The sequence below is a fragment of the Paenibacillus sp. DRB1-1 genome (assembly GCF_052119485.1).
Classification (GTDB): domain Bacteria; phylum Bacillota; class Bacilli; order Paenibacillales; family Paenibacillaceae; genus Paenibacillus; species Paenibacillus polymyxa_B.
In genome coordinates this window covers 5,123,757-5,144,263 of record NZ_JBODQH010000001.1, presented here as the reverse complement: position 1 = coordinate 5,144,263, position 20,507 = coordinate 5,123,757, and the positions used below count along the sequence as shown (strand labels likewise).

Sequence of the window (20,507 nt, the reverse complement as noted above, 5' to 3'; positions counted from 1 at the left end):
AATACCTGCCGCAGTGCTGTTACAACCGTTACTATGATGGATGAAGGAGATAAGATCTATGAATTTACTATCGTATGGTCTGTTGGGACTTCTCGCAAGAGAGGAATCCTCCGGCTATGATCTGATGTTGCGTATCCAGCCTTTTTGGCAGGCCAAGCACAGTCAGATCTATCCGCTACTGGCCCGTATGGAGGGTAAGGAACTGCTAGCCTCCCGCTGGATTCAGCAGTCCGACAAGCCTGATAAGAAAATGTATACCATTACCGACAAGGGAATCCATATGCTTCAGCAATGGTCCCAGGAAGCGTTAGCTGCTCCGGTTACACGGGATGAATTAAGTCTTCGACTGTTCTGTCTTTGGTTGACAGACAAAAGTAGTGCCAATCGTATGCTGGAGGAACGCAAACGTCATTTTATTCAGAAAATCCAGCATCTAGAGGATATTCTGAACAACATTCCCGCAGAGAATTTACATTTTGGAAGTAAAAACTTTGGTGACTATATTTTAGTACAAAAAGGACTTTTGAATGCTAAAGCAGGTCTGGAATGGTGCCAAATGGTTCTGCGTATGCTGCTTGCCGGTGATGTCAATGCGGACACTAATCCGTTTTCACTTAAGCCGCAAAGCTGAATGCTTTTGCTAATCCATGCATAGGATTTAAGGAAAGTTATTATTTATTTTTTTAAAAATTAAAATTCTTTGAAACCCTTTTCCATGCCATTCGTATTACTGGTAAGCGGTTGTTTGACCTATAAAACAATTTACTAAAAGGGGATTATATTTACATGAAAAAAACATTCACTTTGAAAAATATGATGATGCTGATGATGGCTTTTACCCTACTCATTGCTATGATCGCACCATCTACAGCTGATGCAAGGCGAGGCGGCGGGTTTAAATCCGGACCCAAATCATACCAATCTACACCAAGCAAGGCGAATGACAGCAATGGCATTAATAAGTCAGATAGCGGAACCAAGTCAGGGGCAACTGCTGGTAATACAAGCAGAACTGGTGGATTCCTTGGCGGTGGCGGTGGATTCCTGAAAGGTATGATGCTGGGCGGTTTGGCAGGTATGCTCTTCGGTGGATTGTTCGGCAACATGGGCGCATTGGGCAGCTTGCTTGGCCTTGCCGTTAACGTTCTCGCCATTTATGTCCTGATCATGGCCGGAGTAGGTATCTATCGTGCTATTAAAAATCGTCGCAAACCAGATGATTCCCGCGGAGGACGTTACTAAGCTATGATTTTGAGTATGGATGAGATTGTCAACGCTATTTGCTTGCATATGGCTGAACGCAAAGGTGTCCAGCCCACTGATGTGACAGTAGAATTAAGCTGGGAAGAGGATACAGGTTATTCAGCAGAAGTCCATGTACAGGGCCGCAGTCAATATCTAGTGGAAGCCAATATGATTGAAGCAATTCTGAGATACCTATATTCCGAATACAATATTCGTGCCTATCGCGAACAAATTAGATTGGATCTGGATGAAGAAATTACTGCTATTGTCCAAACTTGATTATTTCGTATAAGATCGTTGCCCAAACTTATTATAAAACAGAAGAACCGACCTTTGCTTGAGGGCAAGGGTCGGTTCTTTTTTGTTGCTCGTTTCTCTAATAGATCAAGGTGCTATAGTATTACATATAGACGTGGACGTCCCTTGCTATATGGATTCATTTGCTCTATGAATAGCCTGTCTGCTAAATGATGGAACCGGAGCTATCTGTACCCGTGGCACCCTTTCGAGTAAGCCACTACCGTACATTTCCCGAAACGGCTGCTCTTCCATATGAATATAGCCGATATAGCAGCCGCATTCTTTCATTCGGCACGGACGTTTGCCACTCAGACCCTCAAGACCATCCCTGTATAAGTGTCCTAGCACCCGTCGATCCTGATAGCAGTGTTTTACTCTTCCGTCACCCTGGACATAAAATACATCTTCACCGGCGCGACATCCCCGCCCCTGACTGCTATAATCCTTTAAATTCCATTGAAAATAGGGGTCTATCGCAGTTAACTCAGTAACCTCAGCATCTGTATAATAATGTGGACGATCCTTGTAGGCGTTGATCCACAAATAAACATCCCTTGGAAGTTGCGATCGCAAGGAACGAATAGCCGGAAATGCCTGTCTTAACCCGACAGTACCGACACTATAGGAAATACCAAGTTCATATAGCTTTATAGCCTGCGATATAAAGACTTGCTCTTTCGTCTCTCCAGGGTGATATGTAGCCCACAGCGCAGCAGTCTCCGGGTTCAGTTCTTGCGTCCAATCCAGCTTAGTCGATAGATTCGTCTGTACCGCTACTTTTTCCACATGCGCCATGTGGGAAAAGTCAATCATGGTCTTGCGATACCAGGAATGAATCAAGGCTTCTCCATACGGATTAAAAAAAATAGAGAGACGATGCCCCAAAGCGCCCTGTTCCCGTACCCAATCAGCAAAACGTTCCAATTGGGCACGATCCTTGTTCAACGTTTCCCGACTATCAACGTTTTTACTGAATGGGCAGTAAGGACAAGCATAGTTGCAAGAGGTCAACGAACCACGATAATATAAGGTCGCTCTCATGCGCCTACATATCCTTCCATGCGCTCACGTACAGACGTGGAGATCATCCAGTCCCCAATCGCATCGGAATAGGCCATTCCTTCCTCTGTAAGTCGCAGCGTACCCTCCTCGACGACAGCCATACCGGATTCCAGCAGCAACGACATTCCTGTAAAATCGTCCGACAGGGATACACCGAAGCGCTCTGCGTAGGCCGATAGCTCCAAACCTTCCCGATGAAGAAGCGCCTTTAAGATAAAGCGTCGCTTACTCTCATCCACATTTAAAATAAAACCGTAGTCAGCCAGATCATGACGTTCCGCAGCAACATAATCTGCGATAATACTACGCGTAGCTGCTGCACTAACACCATAACGGCTGGCATAGTGGACATTGCGTGTATAGGAGCGTGCACCACACCCCAGACCGGCCATACCTTCCTCCTGACAACTGTAGGGCAAAAGCTCTTTGCTGGATATACCATCATTTTTAGCAAAACGGCGCATGGAATATTGTACATATCCTGCCTGTTTGAGCCGTTCACGCGCCACTTCATACAAAGTAAGGCGAATATCATGATCCAGCCCGGTATAGCCTGGCTTTAAAATCGTATTTTCTCGAATATATAACGGGTAAAGAAAAATCTCTCCTGGCGAGTAAGACAGTGCTTCCTCTAAAGAATACAACCAGGTTTCCACCGTTTGACCAGGCAGGCCATAGATCAGATCCACGTTCAGCAAAGGAAAGTTGTATTCCACCAACCGCTCAAGTGCTTCTCTAACAAGTTTTGGCTTCTGAGGTCGGTATATGGCGGCACTTTCTGATTCCACAAAGCTCTGAATTCCCATACTTACACGATCTGTCCCGCGGCGCTTGAGCACCTCCAACCTATCCTCAGTCACAGTATCGGGAGAGGTTTCCACCGAAATAGAAGCTCGTTTAGGGTCCAGTCCCATCATATTTTCCGCAATGTCAAACAAACGCTCCACCAAAGGAGACTCCAGTAAGGTCGGTGTACCGCCGCCGATCGCAAAACGCGAAAAAGGCCGACGGCCCATAATTGGTGCCCATTGCTTGGCTTGTCTTTCTAGCGCATCCACATACTCCTTATGTACATCCAGACGCTTGTCCGGCAAAGTGAAGAGGTTACAAAATCCACAGCGAGCCGCGCAAAATGGAATATGCATATACAAAAAATAGCTTTCTAACTCCTCCTTCTCCCACAACTCCTGCAACGAGAGCGGTGTATCAAACGGACGATAGGCCGTTTTATGTGGGTAAGAGTACAGATAGGAGCGATAGGGAGCTTCACGGATCGTGCGTGCCCATTCAACAGGAGTTTCGGGCCACTGAAACCTAGACGGTGTTACGTTTGTATCTATCTCCGGGGCTGCCGCACCCGTTGGATGCGAGTGATTCAGATTCATGGCTTTCATTTCTGCTCCTTCCTCGCGCTGGATTGATTTCTTGATATTCTACCAGTGCAATCTATATTTCTATTTGCTCTATAATATAAATTCGCGGTAAGGCACATTCCAGACTACCTCATGCGCCAGACGATGTCCTTCATAGCCGTCTTCCCCATAAGCTGTACCATGATCGGAAAAAACCATACAAAACGTTTTGCTCCGATTTCGTAAGGCATCAAACAAACGTCCAAGTTCACCATCCACATACCGCAAGGCTGCGCGTTGAGACTCCACTGAATCTTTAGCAGAGCCCTTCACAAAATAATGATTAGGCCCATGAATCGCAGATACATTCAGAAACAAAAACAAGCGCTGCGACGGGTCTGTATTCCCCAACAGTTTCAGAGCATGATTCACCTGATTCTCCGTCGAACGGGGGTTGGTAACGCCAAAGTTCATACGCCAGTAGCTTTCTTGAAAATATCCAGGCAGCACCTTGGCAAGCTTATTTTTCTTCGTAAAAAAAATAACGCCGCCGATACAGATGGTCCGATAACCTTCACCCTCTAGCCCGGACACAATATCCGGGGCATCGAACAGCCAGGTATGTGGATGCGTACGCAGTCCCGTATCCTTTGTGTGAAACAGACGGATATGTGAAGTCTTATCCGTATTCGCTGGAGTTGGCAAAAATCCGCCAAAAAAAGCATGATGTGCAGCATAGGTAAAGCTACCAGGTGTATGGCGCTTTTCCCACGACCCGGAGCCACACAAATTCGGACAGTTCTCTTCCTCCAGCTTTGCTACATCATAACGCAAGGTATCCAGCGTAATCATGACAATATCATGAGAGCCGACAATTTGGTTCATATCAGTCATATCTGTCTTTCCTTTCCCTAACCACGCTCCTATTAGCGAGGTGCTGCATTTCCCATTCATACGGATTCCAACCCTGATGTTCAACCCGGTAAAGCAAATCACCGAACGGATTAACATCCAACACATAGGGACGCCCCCCATGAGCCGGAACCAGCACATCCAGTCCAGCAACCATAGAGGCTGGAAAAACACTCATAGCGGCTTTCGCAGTAAGCTGGACCGTTTCCACCGTATTCTGTGGTAATCCGGCTTCCTTCAGCGAAAGCCGCTCATTACGCAAATGCAAATTGGTAATGGGGCTATGGCTCAAACGTAAAACCGCATGGCAAGCTTCTGATCCGCACACGAGTTGGCGCACATCATAAACACGCCCATTCAGGGTCGCTTTAGGAATCCAGCGCTCCACATGTACCCCTTCCAGGCATAGCCAGTTAAGGATAGCATGAATGTCCTGCTTATTCGTATAACGACGCAATCGTCCGGCATTATAATACACGCGCTGTCCGCGTATGATTTCCGTTCCAATCGTGGTCACCGCCAGTTCCGCGTGTGTGTGGGGATGTACCTGATAGGCCATGACACCAGAAGCACCGGATCCGCAAAATATTTTTACAAATACGCGGTGAAACCCGCTCTCCTTCATTGCCGTGTGCAGATCGACAACATCACGAAATGCACCTCCTGAAGATGCAAGCACGGGCGGGACCCTTATACCTGCCTTGCCTAAATCGGCGCTACAACGCCGTTTATCGAACATCACGGCTACTTCCGCCGGATCGTTCATCCAGTGTGACGAGGGCCAGAGCAGAGCCACTTCCTCCCGCAGCCAGGCCAGCAGACGGCAATAGCCCCGGAACCATTGTGCCTGGTGCCAAATACGACCGTGCTGCTCCTGCAGACGTCGCGCTTCTGCCGCCGATATACCTGTGCCTTGTGTCCATTCGGGCCATGGCAACAGAGAATCGTCTCCCTCACCATCCGAGGCACCTAGTGCAATCAACTCACGCTCTACCTCAAAGCTTTCGCCCGGTGCATCCAGACGAAGCAGCGGACCACTGTCCATCTGCCCCGCCAGTAACTGATCAATGCTCTCTTGCACAAAAGAACTGCCATTCACGCTATCTTGCGTAGCTCGTGCAGCTATTCGCAACATCAGCTCGCCCAGACCTTGCTTCTGCCGAATAGCTTCCAGCACATTCTTATAGGAAACTTCTAGAGCGGGCGGAAGCATTAATCTGCTTCGCGCCTCCTGCAGCCCGGTAGTTCGACGATTCCCCGGATTACCGAACAAGATAAACGGCTCGCTGACATTACAGTCTGACATCCTAACCATAGAGCCGCCTCACTTTAGATCATTTTAATTTTGAAAACAGTTCGTTTTAGAAATCCAGTTGTACAAATTACTCAGTCAGTGATGGATAGCGCCAATCATCTTCCTCATCCGCTTCTTGTTGATCTTCCACGTTCACAGATAGACCCGAGCTTTTCCAACGTTGCATCATTTCAGTAGACATATAATGATAGCTCAAATCCAGATGCTTCAGCCCTTTTATACTTTCACTAGCCAGCAACGCTTCTGCACCTTTATCAGACAACGTACCTTGTGAGAGATCCAGCACTTCCAGTTGTCCAATCACAGGGGCATTAGCTGCTGCAATTGCAATTTCATCCTGTATTTCACTATCTTTGAGTCCCAAGTATGTAAGTTTGGGAAAAGGATTGCTGTCTAAAAACGGCAAAACATCTTTCAAGTTACCGTCAAAACCATAGTCCTCGACACCCAAATACAGTTCCAGCTTGCGCAGTTCCGGTAGTTCGGCATTACGTATTTGCTCAAGAACGCTCACAGGCAGGCCACCACAGATAATAACCAATTCCTGAAGACGGTTATGACGAAGCGGCTCCAAGCTCAGGTCCTGGCTTCCTTTGATATGAAAGGACTCCAATGCTGGAAACGCTTCTAACAACGGGGATAGATTCGTCTGGTTAATCCATGAAACCTCACACTCATCATATTCCATATCACCAATAAACAGTTTGCGTATTTTAGGGAATTGGTCTTTGAGCTTCACTAACACTGGGATAAAATCCTCTGGTGAACTTTCATAGGCGCCGCCCCAATCTCCAATGATGAGATCTGTAATTTGCGCGCTCTCCGGCTTGGCTGCCAGTTCCTCAATAGATTTAGCCATCGTTTGGCCATTCTCATAAGCTTCATAATCCACTACCAATTTCACTTCCATCTTACAATTCCTCCGATCGCTTGTCTGAGATCTCGTAAACTATCTATTTCCAATTTAGTCTATCCTATTCTACCAATGTTCGTCAAAAATAGTCCCTCATCGACATCAATCCTATGTAAAATATGCTCAATGAAATAAAAACAAGACAGCCCGCTAAGCAGACTGTCTTGCATATTCACAATAAACTTCTACTATTATATAGTACGTGAGTTTAGAGCCAAATTATTGGCTAATTGTAATCGGTGAGTTATCGGACAGCAATGCCAGATTATTCACGATCACATTCTCCTCATTGCTCAAGCCACTGGTAACGAGTGTTTGTGAACCTGCCGTCTGAACAGTCTTCACTTCCTTACGTTTCGCATGGTCTCCGTTTACAACATATACATATTCTTTACCTTGATCTTTTTGAACTGCCGCAGTAGGGACCACAATGCCTTCTTGCGCATTGGCAGCAACAAAGCTGATATCAGCCAACATGCCGGATTTCAGTTTCGTGTCTGGATTCGCTACTGAGATTTTTACAGGATAGCCTTTTCCACTTGCATCCAACGGGCTTACATTTTTAACTGTACCTGTTGTTACAATGTTGGAAGCTGCAACACGAACCTGTACCTTGTCGCCTGCTTTTACATTGTTGATCTGTTCCGCTGGAACATAGATCAAAGTATTGACTGTACTCAGATTAGCGATGACCAGTGCAGGAGACTGAGCGGATACCATTTCGCCCACTTCTGCATTTTTCGTACCCACAATACCATTGATCGGTGATGTAACAACGGTGTCATCCAATGCATCCTGTGCAATGTTCACATTCAGCTGAGCCTGCTTAAGAGATTGTTGGCTGGACTCGACAACCGCAGTATTTTGAGATACTTTGAGCTGATTTTGCGCATTACTGTAACCGCTATTGGCATTACTGTAGCTATTTTTTGCTGAATCATAGCTATTGCGAGCTGTAGTTAAGGCCTTCTGCGCAGCTACCAACTGATCTTGCGCATTAGCCTGAGCATTTTGTGCATTGTTGTAAGCCGCTTCCGCATTCACAACTGCTGTTTTGGCTTGTTCTAATTGTGCTTGGGTACTCGCACCTGCATCAAATAGACTTTGTGTACGTGTTACATTTTTCTGTGCATCTGCCAAAGCTTGCTGCGTTTGTTTCACCGTATTGGCTGCTGAGGAGACACCATGTGTTGCTTGTTCTACGGCTGTAGTGGCTTGATTAATAGCCCCCTGTGCCTGATTGATTGCGCTTTGGGATTGAATTACGCCGCTCTTGGACTGCACTAAGCCCGAGTTTGCTTGAACCATCGTAGATTCGTGGGATGCTTGAGCGGTGCTTACTCCGGCTGCTGCCGCAGCTGCTGCGGCGCGGGCTTTCGCAACATTATTCCGCATGTCCTTATCATCAAGCTTGAACAGTACTTGACCCTTTTTAACCTCGGAGCCAATATCCACAGGCAGTTCAACCACTTTGCCGCCCACTTTAGGCACGATGTTCACCGTCTCCGATGGTGTTACGGTTCCTGTATAAATATTTCCCTGTCCGATAATTCCCTGCTGTGCTTGGCTGATTTTAACCGGAACGACCATATCCTGAGCCGCCCCGCTATTACTGGAGCAGCCTGCCAGCACTGCGCCGCCGAGCACTAAAGCCGCTAATGTACTTTCTACTCTCAATATTTTCATGATAATTCCCTTTCTTTCTGTCCGTGGAAATAATGTAAGCCATCCAGTCGTATTTTATAGTTCTTTGGTTATGCTTCCGGCTGTGTCTTTGCTTTCTTCCTCTGAATAAACAAAAAGATTAGTGGAATCGTGCAAAACAGCGGTATGGATGAAATGAGGAACGTATCCCCAATCCCTCTTGATGTGGCATCTAGTGTGATTAAACTACTTACGGATGACACCCATGAGCTGCCGAGCGTCGCTTGAAGCGCATGAGCCGAGTCTGGTGTAATGGACTCCGAAATTTGCTGGGCATGAGCTGCCGAACGGCTTTGCATAATGGCGGTTAACACCGCAATCGCCATAGATGCAGCCACAGTACGTACCAGATTGGACGCTGTAGACGCATTGGCTACCTTGCTCGGATGAACAGCGTTCATCCCGACCGTAGACAGTGGCATCATACAAATACCAATTCCCAGTCCCCGAAATGCCATTACGGTTTCCAGCCAAATATGCGGCGTATCCGGCGTAAGCTGATGAAGATGATAGGTCATAAAGCTGGTCAACGTCAGACCGACAAGTCCCAGTGGCACAATGCCGAACTTATCGAATAGCTTCCCGGCAATAGGCATCATAGCCGCCATGGCAATGGCCTGTGGAATGAGGATAATACCAGTATCAATCGGTGACACACGCTGGATATTTTGCAAAAACAACGGTGTTAGGAACGTTCCTCCGTACATCCCCATCATGACCAGACTGGAAGCAATAACACTAATCGTATATTTTGAATTCTTGAATAATGAGATTTCAATTACCGCATTATCCTTGCCGCTTTCTACATAGATTAGAAAAACAAGTGCCCAGAAAGCAACAAACAGCAAGGATACAATTCCAAAAGAAGTCCAGCCATCACGCTGTCCGTTTGTCAGTGCGTACAAAAGTGTTCCGGCACAAGTTGCGGCCAGCAAAAAGCCCGGTAGATCAAACGGCTTCGGCTCTACTTTAGGCGGTTCTTTGATTAGAAGGATAACCATTAAAATTGCAAATAAAGCAACTGGCACACTGACAATAAACAAGAACCGCCAGTTAAACCACTCAATCAAATATCCGCTGAGCGTAGGCCCAACAGCCGGCGCTGCCATTGCGGCGATCCCCCATATACCAAGGGACATACCGATTTGTTCACGCGGCATAATTTTGTAAATAATCGTCATACTCAGCGGCATAATAACACCACCGCCCAGACCAGCCAGCACCCGTGCTGCGATCAGGGAAGAATCACTCCATGCAAAAATACATATTCCCGTTCCCAACGAAAATACACTGAGCGCAAGAATCAAAAACTTTTTGTATCCGAGGCGCTGCTCCATATATCCGGTAATCGGTACGATTACACCAGATGCAAGCGTGTAACCTGTAATAACCCACTGAATACGTGTCGTCGTAGATCCTAAATCCGTCGTCAATCTAGGAATGGCGACATTGATCAGACTGTTGTTCAGAATGGCGACAAAGGCGCCTAAAACGATAGCGAAAAAGGCAAGCCAGCGTTCTTTGGAAGAATCTGTCGAAGGAGCAGCAGCAATATCATTGGCAGCCACATGGACCCCTCCTTTTTAAGGTGTATGAATTTTTACTTCCACGTTCGTTCCAGGAATAAGCTTCAGATCCTTCGGCTTGTTCACGGCAATCTCTACAGGCACACGCTGAGTCACCTTGTTAAAGTTACCACTTGTGTTCACTGCAGGAACGAGTGAGAACACGGCGTTGGAGGCTTCGCCCACTTTACGAACTTTACCCTGAATTATCTGGTCACCTGCTGCATCAAGCGTAATATCAACAAGCTGTCCTGGTTTAATACGGTTAATATCGTTTTCTTCAATATTCGTGGATACGTACAAGCTGTTCATATCCACCATAGTTGCAACAGCACTACCCGGCGATCCTATTTCATGCTCTTTCGAATAAATCTTAATGACGGTTCCGTTGATCGGCGCGCGCAGTACGGACTTGCTGATCATACTCGCATCCAGCCCCGATACATCCTGCTCGGCAATCGGTTCATTACGCTGAACAACATCTCCTTCTTCCACATCAATGTGGCTAATTTCTCCGGAGATTTGCGGCATTACCTTATATTGATCGGCTTGAATGCGCGCATCGTCACTTTTAACAAAGTGTGTTGCTTGATACCAATAATAGTAGCCAATAGCTCCACCGCTCAGAATGAGCAGTACAATGAGGATTGGCAATACAGTTTTCTTACTCACTTCTTCCACCCCTGTTGTCCAAAAAATTTTATTATTCAACGCTAATATTTTAAAATTGAAATATTAGGCCATTAAACCAAACAGAGAACGTAAATAAACACATGGCGACATTCCATGCAAAAGACAGGACTAACTTTATGTACATAGGACAATCTGATCCATGGTGCACAAGTCATCTTTTATATTTAAATATTTTCATATAACTATTGTACATTGAAATATTATAGATATATTTATCTATTCAGGCAACATAAATTTTCAGTTTTTTCATATTTTTTTTCATAAAAAAGAACCTTGTTTCCAAGGCTCTTTCACGAAAAGGGATAGTTTACAATTAAAGGGTTACACAGTACGTTAAGAGAAAGGCGTAGGTACAGCTGACCGTTGTTTGCAGTTTTTCGCCTCCTACCCTTCCTTCGTGTTCCTATTCATTCTATTCCCTTGAGAAGCTTGCTTTTCCATGCAACCCCCGCAACGGCAGCGTTCTGTCATTCCATGTACATCCTCTTTGGAATCCCGTAATAGCCGCACGTAATCCAGAGATTGCTGTAAAGAAGCAGGTCCAGGAATGAAACGGACCTTCTTGCCTTCCAGCAGACAATATACCTCAATAAGCTGAGGAAGAGCTCCAAATGCATAATAACAAAATACATTTGTCATATGTTGGAACGTACTAATAACGTTAGGGTTATAGTCAACGATGTACTTTTGAATGAGCAGGGAATCTGCTTCTGCTGATAGTTGCCAAGCAGCCTGAACAATAAGCGAAATATTGACCTCTAACTCAGGCACAGATGTACAAAATTGTTCATACAGCATTACAGGTACCAGCAAGTCATTATTTGAGCCACAAATTTTTGACAACTCACCTGACACTTTATTTTTGACATCCCAATAATGGAACAAAGATTCAAAGCATTCTGACTGCTTGGGCCACCATTTCTCCAGCACATACTGGACAGGGACTTCCCGCCGCACCTCTACTTCCATTCCAAAGTATTCGTTCAGCGCATGCCCTATTGCATATTGAACCCGTTGCCGCCAATTCCAACCCTCACGCCCTCTTTTCCTCTGTGATTGACGAATTGGCTGTGGAGTTCTCCACATCTCCTCAAGCTGATAGTCGTGCAGAAGAGGAAAGGCGCTTAAGCCATCGCTATTGCGCATACCTATCCCTCACTCTCTTCTCAGGACACCCCAATACCAGCCTGTGCAAATTGTCTTCCGTAAGCTCGGCAATTCTCCTTATCATCATCCAATGGATTAAATTCAATCTTCAGACTCTCCTGAATGACCAATGCGCCGCGTTCTTTGACTTTTTCCTCTACCAAGTCCACTGCGCCACAGAATTGCGTATAAGATGTATCTCCACTGCCAAATACTGCGGTCTTTTTACCAGACAAATCAAGCTCGTCTAGTTCCTCGTAAAAATCCAAAAATTCATCAGGAAGCTCACCATCTCCCCATGTATATACACCCAGTAGGAACCCGTCATATGCGAGCAGTTCTTGCGCGCTGCAATCATACGAAGCCTTCAACTCCGCCTCATGCCCTGCCTGACGGACGCCCTCGGCGATCAATTCCGCGATTTCCTCTGTATTACCGGTCAAACTGGCATAAGCAATCATGATTTTACCCAAGTTCATCCCTCACCTTTATTTGAAATATGGGATGCTTTCACTCCCTGTTACTCAAATAATATTTGATAATGATTCTCATTGTCAAATATTAATTTTAAAAACTAGGTTTAATCTTGGGGAAATATACGCAAAACAGCCACATTACATGCGGCTGTTGGCAGATAAACTCTATGGATAAACAAATTATTAGTTACAACATAGGACATTACCATATATAATACGCTCCGCCAACATGAATCCACACTTCGACAGAAGCTTTGAACGAAAGCTCCGTCTACCACAAAACGCTGGCTACAAGCAGTTTAGGCAGCTTGTGTTTAATTAAGTAGAATTTCAGCTGTGTTGATAAAAAAATTATGTACGTACAATCCAATCCGTTTTTCATTATTATGATAAAAAACGGATGGTTGTACGTACAAGTGGGATTGATTTCATTTTAATATGGAAGCGCTATAATTACAAGTACATCCTAGAAAAAATATTTTGGACCATTTGACTACTTACTTATTTATGTAATCATTCGATTGTTGCTGAGGTTTGTTGTACAATAGACTCCATATGGGGATTTCTGTGCAGCTTGCTGCCTGAATCCTGAATTGACTGCTGAAGGATGGATTGTACATGTATGTAGCACAAGAATGGAAAGACTATGAAGTAATGGATACAGGCGGTGGTGAAAAACTGGAACGTTGGGGCGATATTGTCCTGCGTCGTCCCGATCCGCAAATCATATGGCCTTTGGCCCAGGAAACAGCCGAATGGCGTAATGTTCATGGACATTACCACCGTAGTTCTTCCGGAGGCGGCAACTGGGATATGAAAAAACCTATCCCCGAGCGCTGGACAATTAGTTATGGACCGCTTAAATTCCACATTAAGCCGACCAGCTTTAAGCATACTGGTCTTTTCCCAGAGCAAGCAGCGAACTGGAGCTGGATGATGGATAAAATCAAAGGCGCAGGCAGACCGATTTCCGTACTGAACCTGTTTGCATACACGGGAGGAGCCACGACTGCTGCTGCGTATGCCGGAGCCAGTGTAGTTCACGTGGATGCCGCCAAAGGCATGGTGCAGTGGGCAAAGGAAAACGTTCAATTGTCCGGTCTGGCTGACCGTCCGGTACGCTTCATTACGGACGACGTATTCAAGTTCGTGCAACGGGAACAACGTCGGGGCAACCGTTATGATGCCATTATTATGGACCCTCCTTCTTACGGACGCGGACCAAACGGAGAAACTTGGAAGCTTGAAGAAAGCTTATACCCGTTTCTTGAATCCTGCATGAGCATCATTTCAGATCAACCGCTGTTCATGCTGATTAACTCTTATACTACAGGTATTTCGCCTACTGTATTGCGCAACATGCTGAGCATGACCATGCAACAAAAGTACGGCGGCCAAATTAGCGCTGGTGAAATCGGATTACCGATCACACGCTCGGGATTGAATTTGCCTTGTGGTATTCTCGGACGCTGGGAGGCTTAAATTCCTCTTATGACTCAAAATGAACTTACCCGGCATGAGCATGCACAGCCGAACATTCCTGTCCTGTATGAGGACAATCATGTTTTGGCGGTTGTAAAGCCTGTCAATGTTCCAACGCAAGAGGATGCCAGTGGTGATCCTGATCTGTTGTCTTTACTCAAGGAAGATTTAAAAATTAGACACAATAAGCCTGGTAACGTTTTTTTGGGTTTAGTTCACAGACTGGATCGGCCTGTAGGTGGAGCCATGATTTTTGCTAAGACGTCCAAAGCTGCTTCTCGCCTGTCAGAGTCGGTTCGAAGTCGTCATTTTCACAAACTGTATACAGCAGTTCTGAATGGCGTTCCTACGGCCCCACAGGGCCGTCTAACCCATTATCTGCTAAAGGATAGCCGTACCAACACGGTTCAAGCGGTTCGGCCTGGCACGGCTGGTGCGAAGGAAGCCATTTTGGAGTACCGCGTGATCGGACAAGCAGATGGACTCAGTCTCGTGCAGATTAAGTTGCACACCGGACGCTCACACCAAATTCGTGTGCAAATGCAGGCGATCGGCTGTCCCCTTTACGGTGACCAAAAATATGGCGGTAATCTGAGCCGGCCCGGTCAACAGCTGGCGCTCTGGTCTTTACTGGCTGGAGCGCCGCATCCGGTTAGCAAAGAAGATATGAGCTTTCACTCGTTACCTCCTGTGCAATTTCCATGGAATGAATGGCCCAGGTCGCTTTATGAGAACATGATTACGTCTGAAATTTGAACCAGAAAGCCCTGCTCTATCTGGATATCGACATCTTCAACCCCATCTGCACAAAGAACCTGCAACGCATGTGAACAAACATGCATTGCAGGTTCTTTTTTGCAGAAATTAAATTAATGCGTCATCTCATCCTTTTACGACGAGGAAGCCACGGACTGCCCCTTCTTGCTGTTTACCAGCTGTTGACGGGGATGGGCGTTTTGTGCATTCGTATTTTTGATGAAAAACGCTAAGATCAGAGCGGCCACACTCAACACTGTTGCAATGATAAAAGCCGAGTTAATCCCATAAATTGTAGCTTGATTGCCTGCAGCCAGCATCCCCGCTTTATCCGTCACGTTTAGTCCCTCAGATGTAACAATCGATGTCAATCGGTTGCTGCTTTGTGTTGACATCACTGTCACCAGAATTGCCGTCCCAATCGAGCCGGAAATCATACGCAGCGTGTTACTCATCGCCGTACCATGTGCATTCAATCGTTGCGGAAGCTGATTCAACCCGGCTGTTTGGATCGGCATCATCAGCAACGACATCCCGAACATCCGCACCGTATAATTAATTAACAGTGTCATATAGGTGGTTGTTTCGGTCAACCGTGTAAATTCCCAAGTCGTTATAGCCATGATCAGCAAGCCAATTACAGACAACCAGCGTGCTCCGATTCGGTCAAAAATAGCCCCCGTTACAGGAGACATGAGCCCCATCAGAATCGCTCCCGGTAACATTAGCATACCGGACTGGAGCGGTGTAAAACCCCGAATATTTTGCAAATAAATCGGGAGCAATATCATACCGGCGTACAAAGCCATCGTCACAATCACGTTAATGATTGTCGTCAAGCTGTACACATCGTATTTAAAGATACGGAACTCCAGCATAGGCTCATCTGCCTTCAGTTGGCGGACAATAAACAAAATAAGCGCAATTGTCCCAACGATAAGCGTAGACAGGACAGGAATACTTCCCCAACCCGATGTTCCTGCATCACTAAAGCCGTATAATAGTCCACCGAAACCGAGCGTAGACAAAATGATGCCGGGAATGTCCAGCTTTGGCTTGGACTGCTCCGTTACATTTTTCAGAAAAATAAATCCGATCACAATCGAAATCACTGAAATCGGAAGGATGATCCAGAACAAAACCCGCCAGTCATAATGCTGTACTATATAACCGGATAAGGTTGGCCCAATGGCTGGAGCAAAACCCATCGCAATCCCCAAGGTTCCCATCGCCCGGCCACGACGCTCTATTGGGTAGATGTTCAAGATAACGACCATCATTAAGGGCATCATGATACCTGCTCCCGCGGCCTGAATAAGCCGACCGATCAGCAATATGCTGAAGCTTGGCGCTATAGCACATAACAACGTGCCTATTGAAAAAATAGTCATCGCGCTAATAAACAATTTACGAGTGGAGAAACGGGCAATCAAGAACGCGGTCACCGGGATCAATACCCCATTCACGAGCATAAAGCCCGTGCTGAGCCACTGAGCTATATTGGCATCTATATTCAGATCACTCATCATTTTCGGTAAAGCCACACTGATCAACGTCTGATTTAATATCGCTACAATCGCGCCAATCAACAGAGCGGCCACAATGGGTGCTCTGCGTACATTACCTGGTAGTGTCATTTGAGGACTGCTCAAGTTGATTCATTCCCTTCGGTGTTAATTTCATGATCATTTGTTTATGGATATCCAGGACCATCTCTAGCTGCTCCTTCGGGATGTCCAGAATGGGCAAGACGCGCTCCATCCACATGGCGTCTACTTTTTGCATGATATCTTTTCCTTCCGGCGTAAGCGTCAGCACTAAGGATCTACGGTCATGCTCATGCCGTCCGCGAGCAATATATCCCGCCTTGGTCAAGCGGTCAACCACCCCACTCATAGAGCTGCTTCCCACATGTGCTATGTCTGCCAGCTCGGATAACCCGATGTTGGGGCGTTTATTCAGAATTGCTAAAGCCATATGCTGAATGGCCGTCAGATCCAAATGCTGCTCCTCATTCCAGAAGGCATAAAATATCGTTTTGTTAACCTCCCTTACCGATTGAATAATCCGGTACACCTCAAGTCTGTCTTCCTCTCTGTCACTCACTGGAACCATCCTTCTTTCTAATATCCAATTGACAATCCATATACATATACACAAACTAGAGACTATTTGCATACGAAATGTTATTTATTTATAACTATTATTTTATCATCTCTTATGTAAATGTCAACATTCACCCAAATATCACCTATACTTCAACACAAAAAAGCGCGGTATGAATACCACGATAGGTATTTACATCCGCGCACTCCTACTTACCTTAAAATGATAATCTGCTGCATACAGCACTTTTCATGTAGCCACCATTCTAATTATTCTGCTCGCTCTATTTGTTCCTTTACTCCCTCACCCTCACTTGTCATTACTGAAGTTTTCGCCTTCGTTGTAATTTTCCCCAACAAATAAACCAGCAAATTTTGATTGTGCTGAGAAATTCGGTTTAGTGCAGAACCCAGAAAATCATCCCGGATTTGCAATCCACGCTCTACTTCTTCTCTCCCTTGATCCGAGATAACAATCCATACAATTCTACGGTCCTTTACGTCTCTGAAACGGGTGACCAGTCGATTCCGCTCCATCCGATCCAGCAGCATCGTAACCGCGGCTGGTGTGGTGGCGAGATATGGGATTAGTTGAGACGGTTTCATACGGCCGTATTCGTTCAAAACCTCCAGCACCGTAAGTTGAGCTTCCGTTAGTGATGGAGCCAGCTGCTGCTCCATATGAACCTTATAATCCTTAGCCATTCTGGACCAGATTTTCGCAAATTCGGTCGTTTGCATTTTGCCTCACTCCTTTAAATAACAGGGTCAGTAAAAGCATCAAAGTTAACGTATGGGCCACCGTCCGGATTGTATTTCATCACATTAAATTTTCGCCATTAAGCCTCGGTTTCCTGCCGTTTTTGGAGCACAAAATGAAAAGGGGAAGGAAGTCTCACCTGAGTTTTGAAGGCTGGTCAGGGTTCGACAGCATGACGGCAAAAAGGTCCTCATTCGTGCCGGAATGGCACGAGAGGACCTCTCTTTTTCGAGCTAAAAAGCGCTTGACTTTCCTATTATTCTATGGACTGAGAAGCTTGCGGCTCACTACGCAGCAACACATTCACAATTTCGTCCTTCTTCTCCGCTGGAGCCAGCAGCTTGCCTGTATCTTTTCGGTCGGTTAATGGAGCCTTTTCCGAAAGGAAGGACATCGTTTGTCCTTCTGCTGTGATTGCAAATAATTGAACGGCTTCACGGCAATAGAAGGCAGCCACGATTCGAGTTCCATTCGAACGTACTCGTTTGCCTTCCTTGAACTCAAAGGTGGTGATACCTTTGCCGCCTCTTCCTTGTATAGGATAGTCCAACAGAAGCGTACGCTTACCATAGCCAGACTCGGTCAACACCAACACTTCTCCTTCATCCTCTTCTACCCATAACGCCGCGATAATTTCATCGCCTTCCGCCAGCTGTATACCTTTGACACCAGCCGAGACGCGGCCCATCGCATTAACCTCTTGCTCCTTGAAGCGTATACTCATACCCGCGCGGGTAATCAGCATAATATCCCGGGTACCCTCGCTTAACGTTACCGATAACACCTCATCGTCTCCTGCTACTTTGCAGGCGGCTACGGCACTGGAACGTTTTGTAGCATATTCTTTTAATTCTGTACGCTTTACTTGGCCCTTCTTTGTTACAAATACCAGACTTTTGCCGATTTCCTCGATGTTTTTGAGCGGAATAACACTTACGATACGATCTTCCTTCGATAACGGAATAACGTTGACAATTGGTGTGCCTGGCTCTTTCCACTTATACTCTGGCACCTGATGTACAGGTAATAAAAAGTATTGTCCGCGCTGGGTGAAGACGAGCAATATGTCCAGCGTATTCACATCAAGCAATTGGGTAACGTAATCCCCTTCCTTAACACCGGAACTTGAACGTTCCCCGCCTGAACGAGTGAATGACAACATACTTGTACGTTTCACATAGCCATCTTTTGAGAGTGTCAGCAGCACATCCTCTGCTCCCACCATAACTTCCAGGTTCACCTTAATCTCTTCTACCTCGCCCTGGATATCTGAACGACGGTCAATGCCGTACTTTTCACGAATTTCCAAAAGTTCCTTGCGAATCAGGCTGATCAGCTTGCGATCGCTTTCCAGAATAGAACGATATTGCGCGATTTTTTTCTGGATGTCACCCAGTTCTTTTTCAAGCGTGGTGATTTCCAGATTGGTGAGACGGTACAACTGCAAAGTCAAAATAGAATCTGCCTGCCGTTCGCTAAAACCAAACATCCATTGCAAATTATTTTGCGCGTCCTGGCGATTTTTGGAAGCTTTAATGGCTGCGATGACCTCATCCAGAATGTTCAGCGCCTTGACCAAACCTTCCAGCACATGGGCACGATCCTCTGCCTTTTCCAGTTCATACTGGATACGGTGAGTGACAACTTCGCGTTGATGGGCGATATACGCTTCCAAAATGGACTTTAGCCCAAGCTGATGTGGCGCTTTGTTCACAATAGCTACCATGTTGAAGTTATATGCCACCTGTAGGTCGGTTTTTTTCAGCAAATAAGCTAAAATCCCTTCCGCATCGGCTTCCTTCTTCAGCTCCACAACAATGCGCAAACCATTTCGTCCGCTTTCGTCACGAACCTCGGCAATCCCTTCCACCTTTTTCTCCAGACGGATATTTTCCATGGCGGTTACGAGCCTTGATTTGACGATCTGGTATGGGATTTCGGTAATGACTAGCTGCTGCTTACCTCCGCGCAAGGACTGAATTTCCGTTTTGGAACGAATATAAATGCGTCCTTTTCCCGTGCGGTAAGCGTCCTTGATGCCTTCGCCACCCATAATGAGTCCGCCCGTCGGGAAATCAGGACCTTTGATAAAGGTCATAATCTCTTCCAGTTCAATCTCGGGCTTTTCCATCACCGCAATGCTGGCATCAATAACTTCGCGTAAACTATGTGTAGGAATCTCTGTCGCAAATCCCGCCGAGATCCCACTGGAACCGTTCACCAACAAATTTGGATAACGAGACGGCAACACAACGGGCTCTTTGGCCGAGTTATCAAAATTGTCCTTGAACAAAACCGTACGCTTTTCAATATCGCGCAGCATTTCCATTGCGATCGGAGACAAGCGAGCCTCCGTATAACGCATAGCTGCCGCCGGATCATCATCCTGGGAGCCCCAGTTACCGTGACCGTCCACCAGCACGTGACTCATTTTCCAAGGCTGCGCCATCCGTACCATGCCGTCGTAAATCGACGAGTCACCGTGGGGGTGGTAATTACCCATAACGTCCCCAACGGTTTTGGCCGATTTACGATATGCTTTATCCGGCGTATTGCCCGAATCGTACATTGCATAAAGAATACGACGTTGTACGGGTTTTAATCCGTCCCGTACATCGGGTATCGCCCGATCCTGAATAATATATTTGGAATATCGGCCAAAGCGGTCACCGACCACTTCCTCCAGAAAAGCTGGCAAAAACTGCTCCGATAAGCTCATGT

19 protein-coding genes are annotated in these 20,507 nt (G+C 46.2%); 5 read left to right on the top strand and 14 right to left on the bottom strand.

Going from position 1 to position 20,507, the window contains the following annotated elements; genetic code table 11:
- The first annotated feature begins 58 nt into the window (after positions 1-58).
- The 3 genes from ACQW03_RS23000 (at position 59) to ACQW03_RS22990 (ending at position 1,524) form a co-directional block, all read left to right on the top strand.
- Positions 59-631, top strand: coding sequence for a PadR family transcriptional regulator (locus tag ACQW03_RS23000; RefSeq protein WP_025722044.1), 573 nt, complete (start codon positions 59-61; stop codon positions 629-631).
- Between the two features lie 155 nt (positions 632-786).
- Positions 787-1,242 carry a hypothetical protein gene (locus ACQW03_RS22995; RefSeq protein WP_025722043.1) on the top strand — a complete coding sequence of 152 codons (456 nt, stop codon included), beginning with the start codon at positions 787-789 and terminating at the stop codon, positions 1,240-1,242.
- 3 nt (positions 1,243-1,245) lie between these two features.
- Positions 1,246-1,524: a YxcD family protein gene (locus tag ACQW03_RS22990; protein WP_013310599.1), complete on the top strand. Its 279-nt coding sequence runs from the start codon at positions 1,246-1,248 to the stop codon at positions 1,522-1,524.
- A 147-nt stretch (positions 1,525-1,671) separates the two neighbouring features.
- Here ACQW03_RS22990 and ACQW03_RS22985 read toward each other — a convergent pair whose 3' ends face one another.
- The 10 genes from ACQW03_RS22985 to ACQW03_RS22940 form a co-directional block, all read right to left on the bottom strand.
- Positions 1,672-2,586: an STM4011 family radical SAM protein gene (locus ACQW03_RS22985; protein WP_441951884.1), complete on the bottom strand. Its 915-nt coding sequence runs from the start codon at positions 2,584-2,586 to the stop codon at positions 1,672-1,674.
- Positions 2,583-4,001, bottom strand: a complete 1,419-nt coding sequence (locus ACQW03_RS22980; protein ID WP_071641241.1) for an STM4012 family radical SAM protein — start codon at positions 3,999-4,001, stop codon at positions 2,583-2,585. The genes ACQW03_RS22985 and ACQW03_RS22980 overlap by 4 nt, the downstream gene beginning before the upstream one ends.
- 69 nt (positions 4,002-4,070) lie before the next feature.
- Positions 4,071-4,853, bottom strand: coding sequence for an STM4013/SEN3800 family hydrolase (locus ACQW03_RS22975; protein ID WP_071641243.1), 783 nt, complete (start codon positions 4,851-4,853; stop codon positions 4,071-4,073).
- Positions 4,846-6,186, bottom strand: a complete 1,341-nt coding sequence (locus ACQW03_RS22970; RefSeq protein WP_441951882.1) for an STM4014 family protein — start codon at positions 6,184-6,186, stop codon at positions 4,846-4,848. Before ACQW03_RS22970 ends, ACQW03_RS22975 begins: the two co-directional genes overlap by 8 nt.
- A gap of 67 nt (positions 6,187-6,253) precedes the next feature.
- Positions 6,254-7,096 carry an STM4015 family protein gene (locus tag ACQW03_RS22965; RefSeq protein WP_071641246.1) on the bottom strand — a complete coding sequence of 281 codons (843 nt, stop codon included), beginning with the start codon at positions 7,094-7,096 and terminating at the stop codon, positions 6,254-6,256.
- Between the two features lie 222 nt (positions 7,097-7,318).
- Complete coding sequence (locus ACQW03_RS22960; protein WP_071641247.1) at positions 7,319-8,785, bottom strand: efflux RND transporter periplasmic adaptor subunit; 1,467 nt, start codon at positions 8,783-8,785, stop codon at positions 7,319-7,321.
- 68 nt (positions 8,786-8,853) lie between these two features.
- A complete protein-coding gene (locus ACQW03_RS22955; protein ID WP_071641248.1) occupies positions 8,854-10,371 on the bottom strand; it encodes a DHA2 family efflux MFS transporter permease subunit in 1,518 nt (505 codons plus the stop codon).
- Positions 10,372-10,386: 15 nt separating this feature from the next.
- On the bottom strand, positions 10,387-11,040 hold the full coding sequence (locus ACQW03_RS22950) for an HlyD family secretion protein (protein ID WP_071641249.1): 654 nt from the start codon (positions 11,038-11,040) through the stop codon (positions 10,387-10,389).
- A gap of 405 nt (positions 11,041-11,445) precedes the next feature.
- On the bottom strand, positions 11,446-12,207 hold the full coding sequence (locus tag ACQW03_RS22945; protein ID WP_071641251.1) for a hypothetical protein: 762 nt from the start codon (positions 12,205-12,207) through the stop codon (positions 11,446-11,448).
- A gap of 20 nt (positions 12,208-12,227) precedes the next feature.
- Positions 12,228-12,686, bottom strand: a complete 459-nt coding sequence (locus tag ACQW03_RS22940) for a flavodoxin (protein ID WP_071641253.1) — start codon at positions 12,684-12,686, stop codon at positions 12,228-12,230.
- A gap of 615 nt (positions 12,687-13,301) precedes the next feature.
- On the opposite strand from ACQW03_RS22940, the gene ACQW03_RS22935 reads away from it, so the two are divergent.
- Complete coding sequence (locus ACQW03_RS22935; RefSeq protein WP_028540694.1) at positions 13,302-14,165, top strand: class I SAM-dependent methyltransferase; 864 nt, start codon at positions 13,302-13,304, stop codon at positions 14,163-14,165.
- A 9-nt stretch (positions 14,166-14,174) separates the two neighbouring features.
- Positions 14,175-14,921: an RluA family pseudouridine synthase gene (locus ACQW03_RS22930; RefSeq protein WP_071641255.1), complete on the top strand. Its 747-nt coding sequence runs from the start codon at positions 14,175-14,177 to the stop codon at positions 14,919-14,921.
- Between the two features lie 134 nt (positions 14,922-15,055).
- Here the strand turns inward: ACQW03_RS22930 and ACQW03_RS22925 are convergent, their stop codons facing one another.
- From ACQW03_RS22925 to gyrA, 4 genes are all read right to left on the bottom strand, one after another.
- Positions 15,056-16,558, bottom strand: a complete 1,503-nt coding sequence (locus tag ACQW03_RS22925; protein WP_441952464.1) for a DHA2 family efflux MFS transporter permease subunit — start codon at positions 16,556-16,558, stop codon at positions 15,056-15,058.
- Positions 16,542-17,027 carry a MarR family winged helix-turn-helix transcriptional regulator gene (locus ACQW03_RS22920; protein ID WP_025722031.1) on the bottom strand — a complete coding sequence of 162 codons (486 nt, stop codon included), beginning with the start codon at positions 17,025-17,027 and terminating at the stop codon, positions 16,542-16,544. The genes ACQW03_RS22925 and ACQW03_RS22920 overlap by 17 nt, the downstream gene beginning before the upstream one ends.
- A 269-nt stretch (positions 17,028-17,296) precedes the next feature.
- On the bottom strand, positions 17,297-17,767 hold the full coding sequence (locus tag ACQW03_RS22915; protein WP_071641259.1) for a MarR family winged helix-turn-helix transcriptional regulator: 471 nt from the start codon (positions 17,765-17,767) through the stop codon (positions 17,297-17,299).
- 275 nt (positions 17,768-18,042) lie between these two features.
- Positions 18,043-20,505, bottom strand: coding sequence for a DNA gyrase subunit A (gene gyrA / locus ACQW03_RS22910; RefSeq protein WP_071641261.1), 2,463 nt, complete (start codon positions 20,503-20,505; stop codon positions 18,043-18,045).
- Positions 20,506-20,507: the final 2 nt, after the last annotated feature.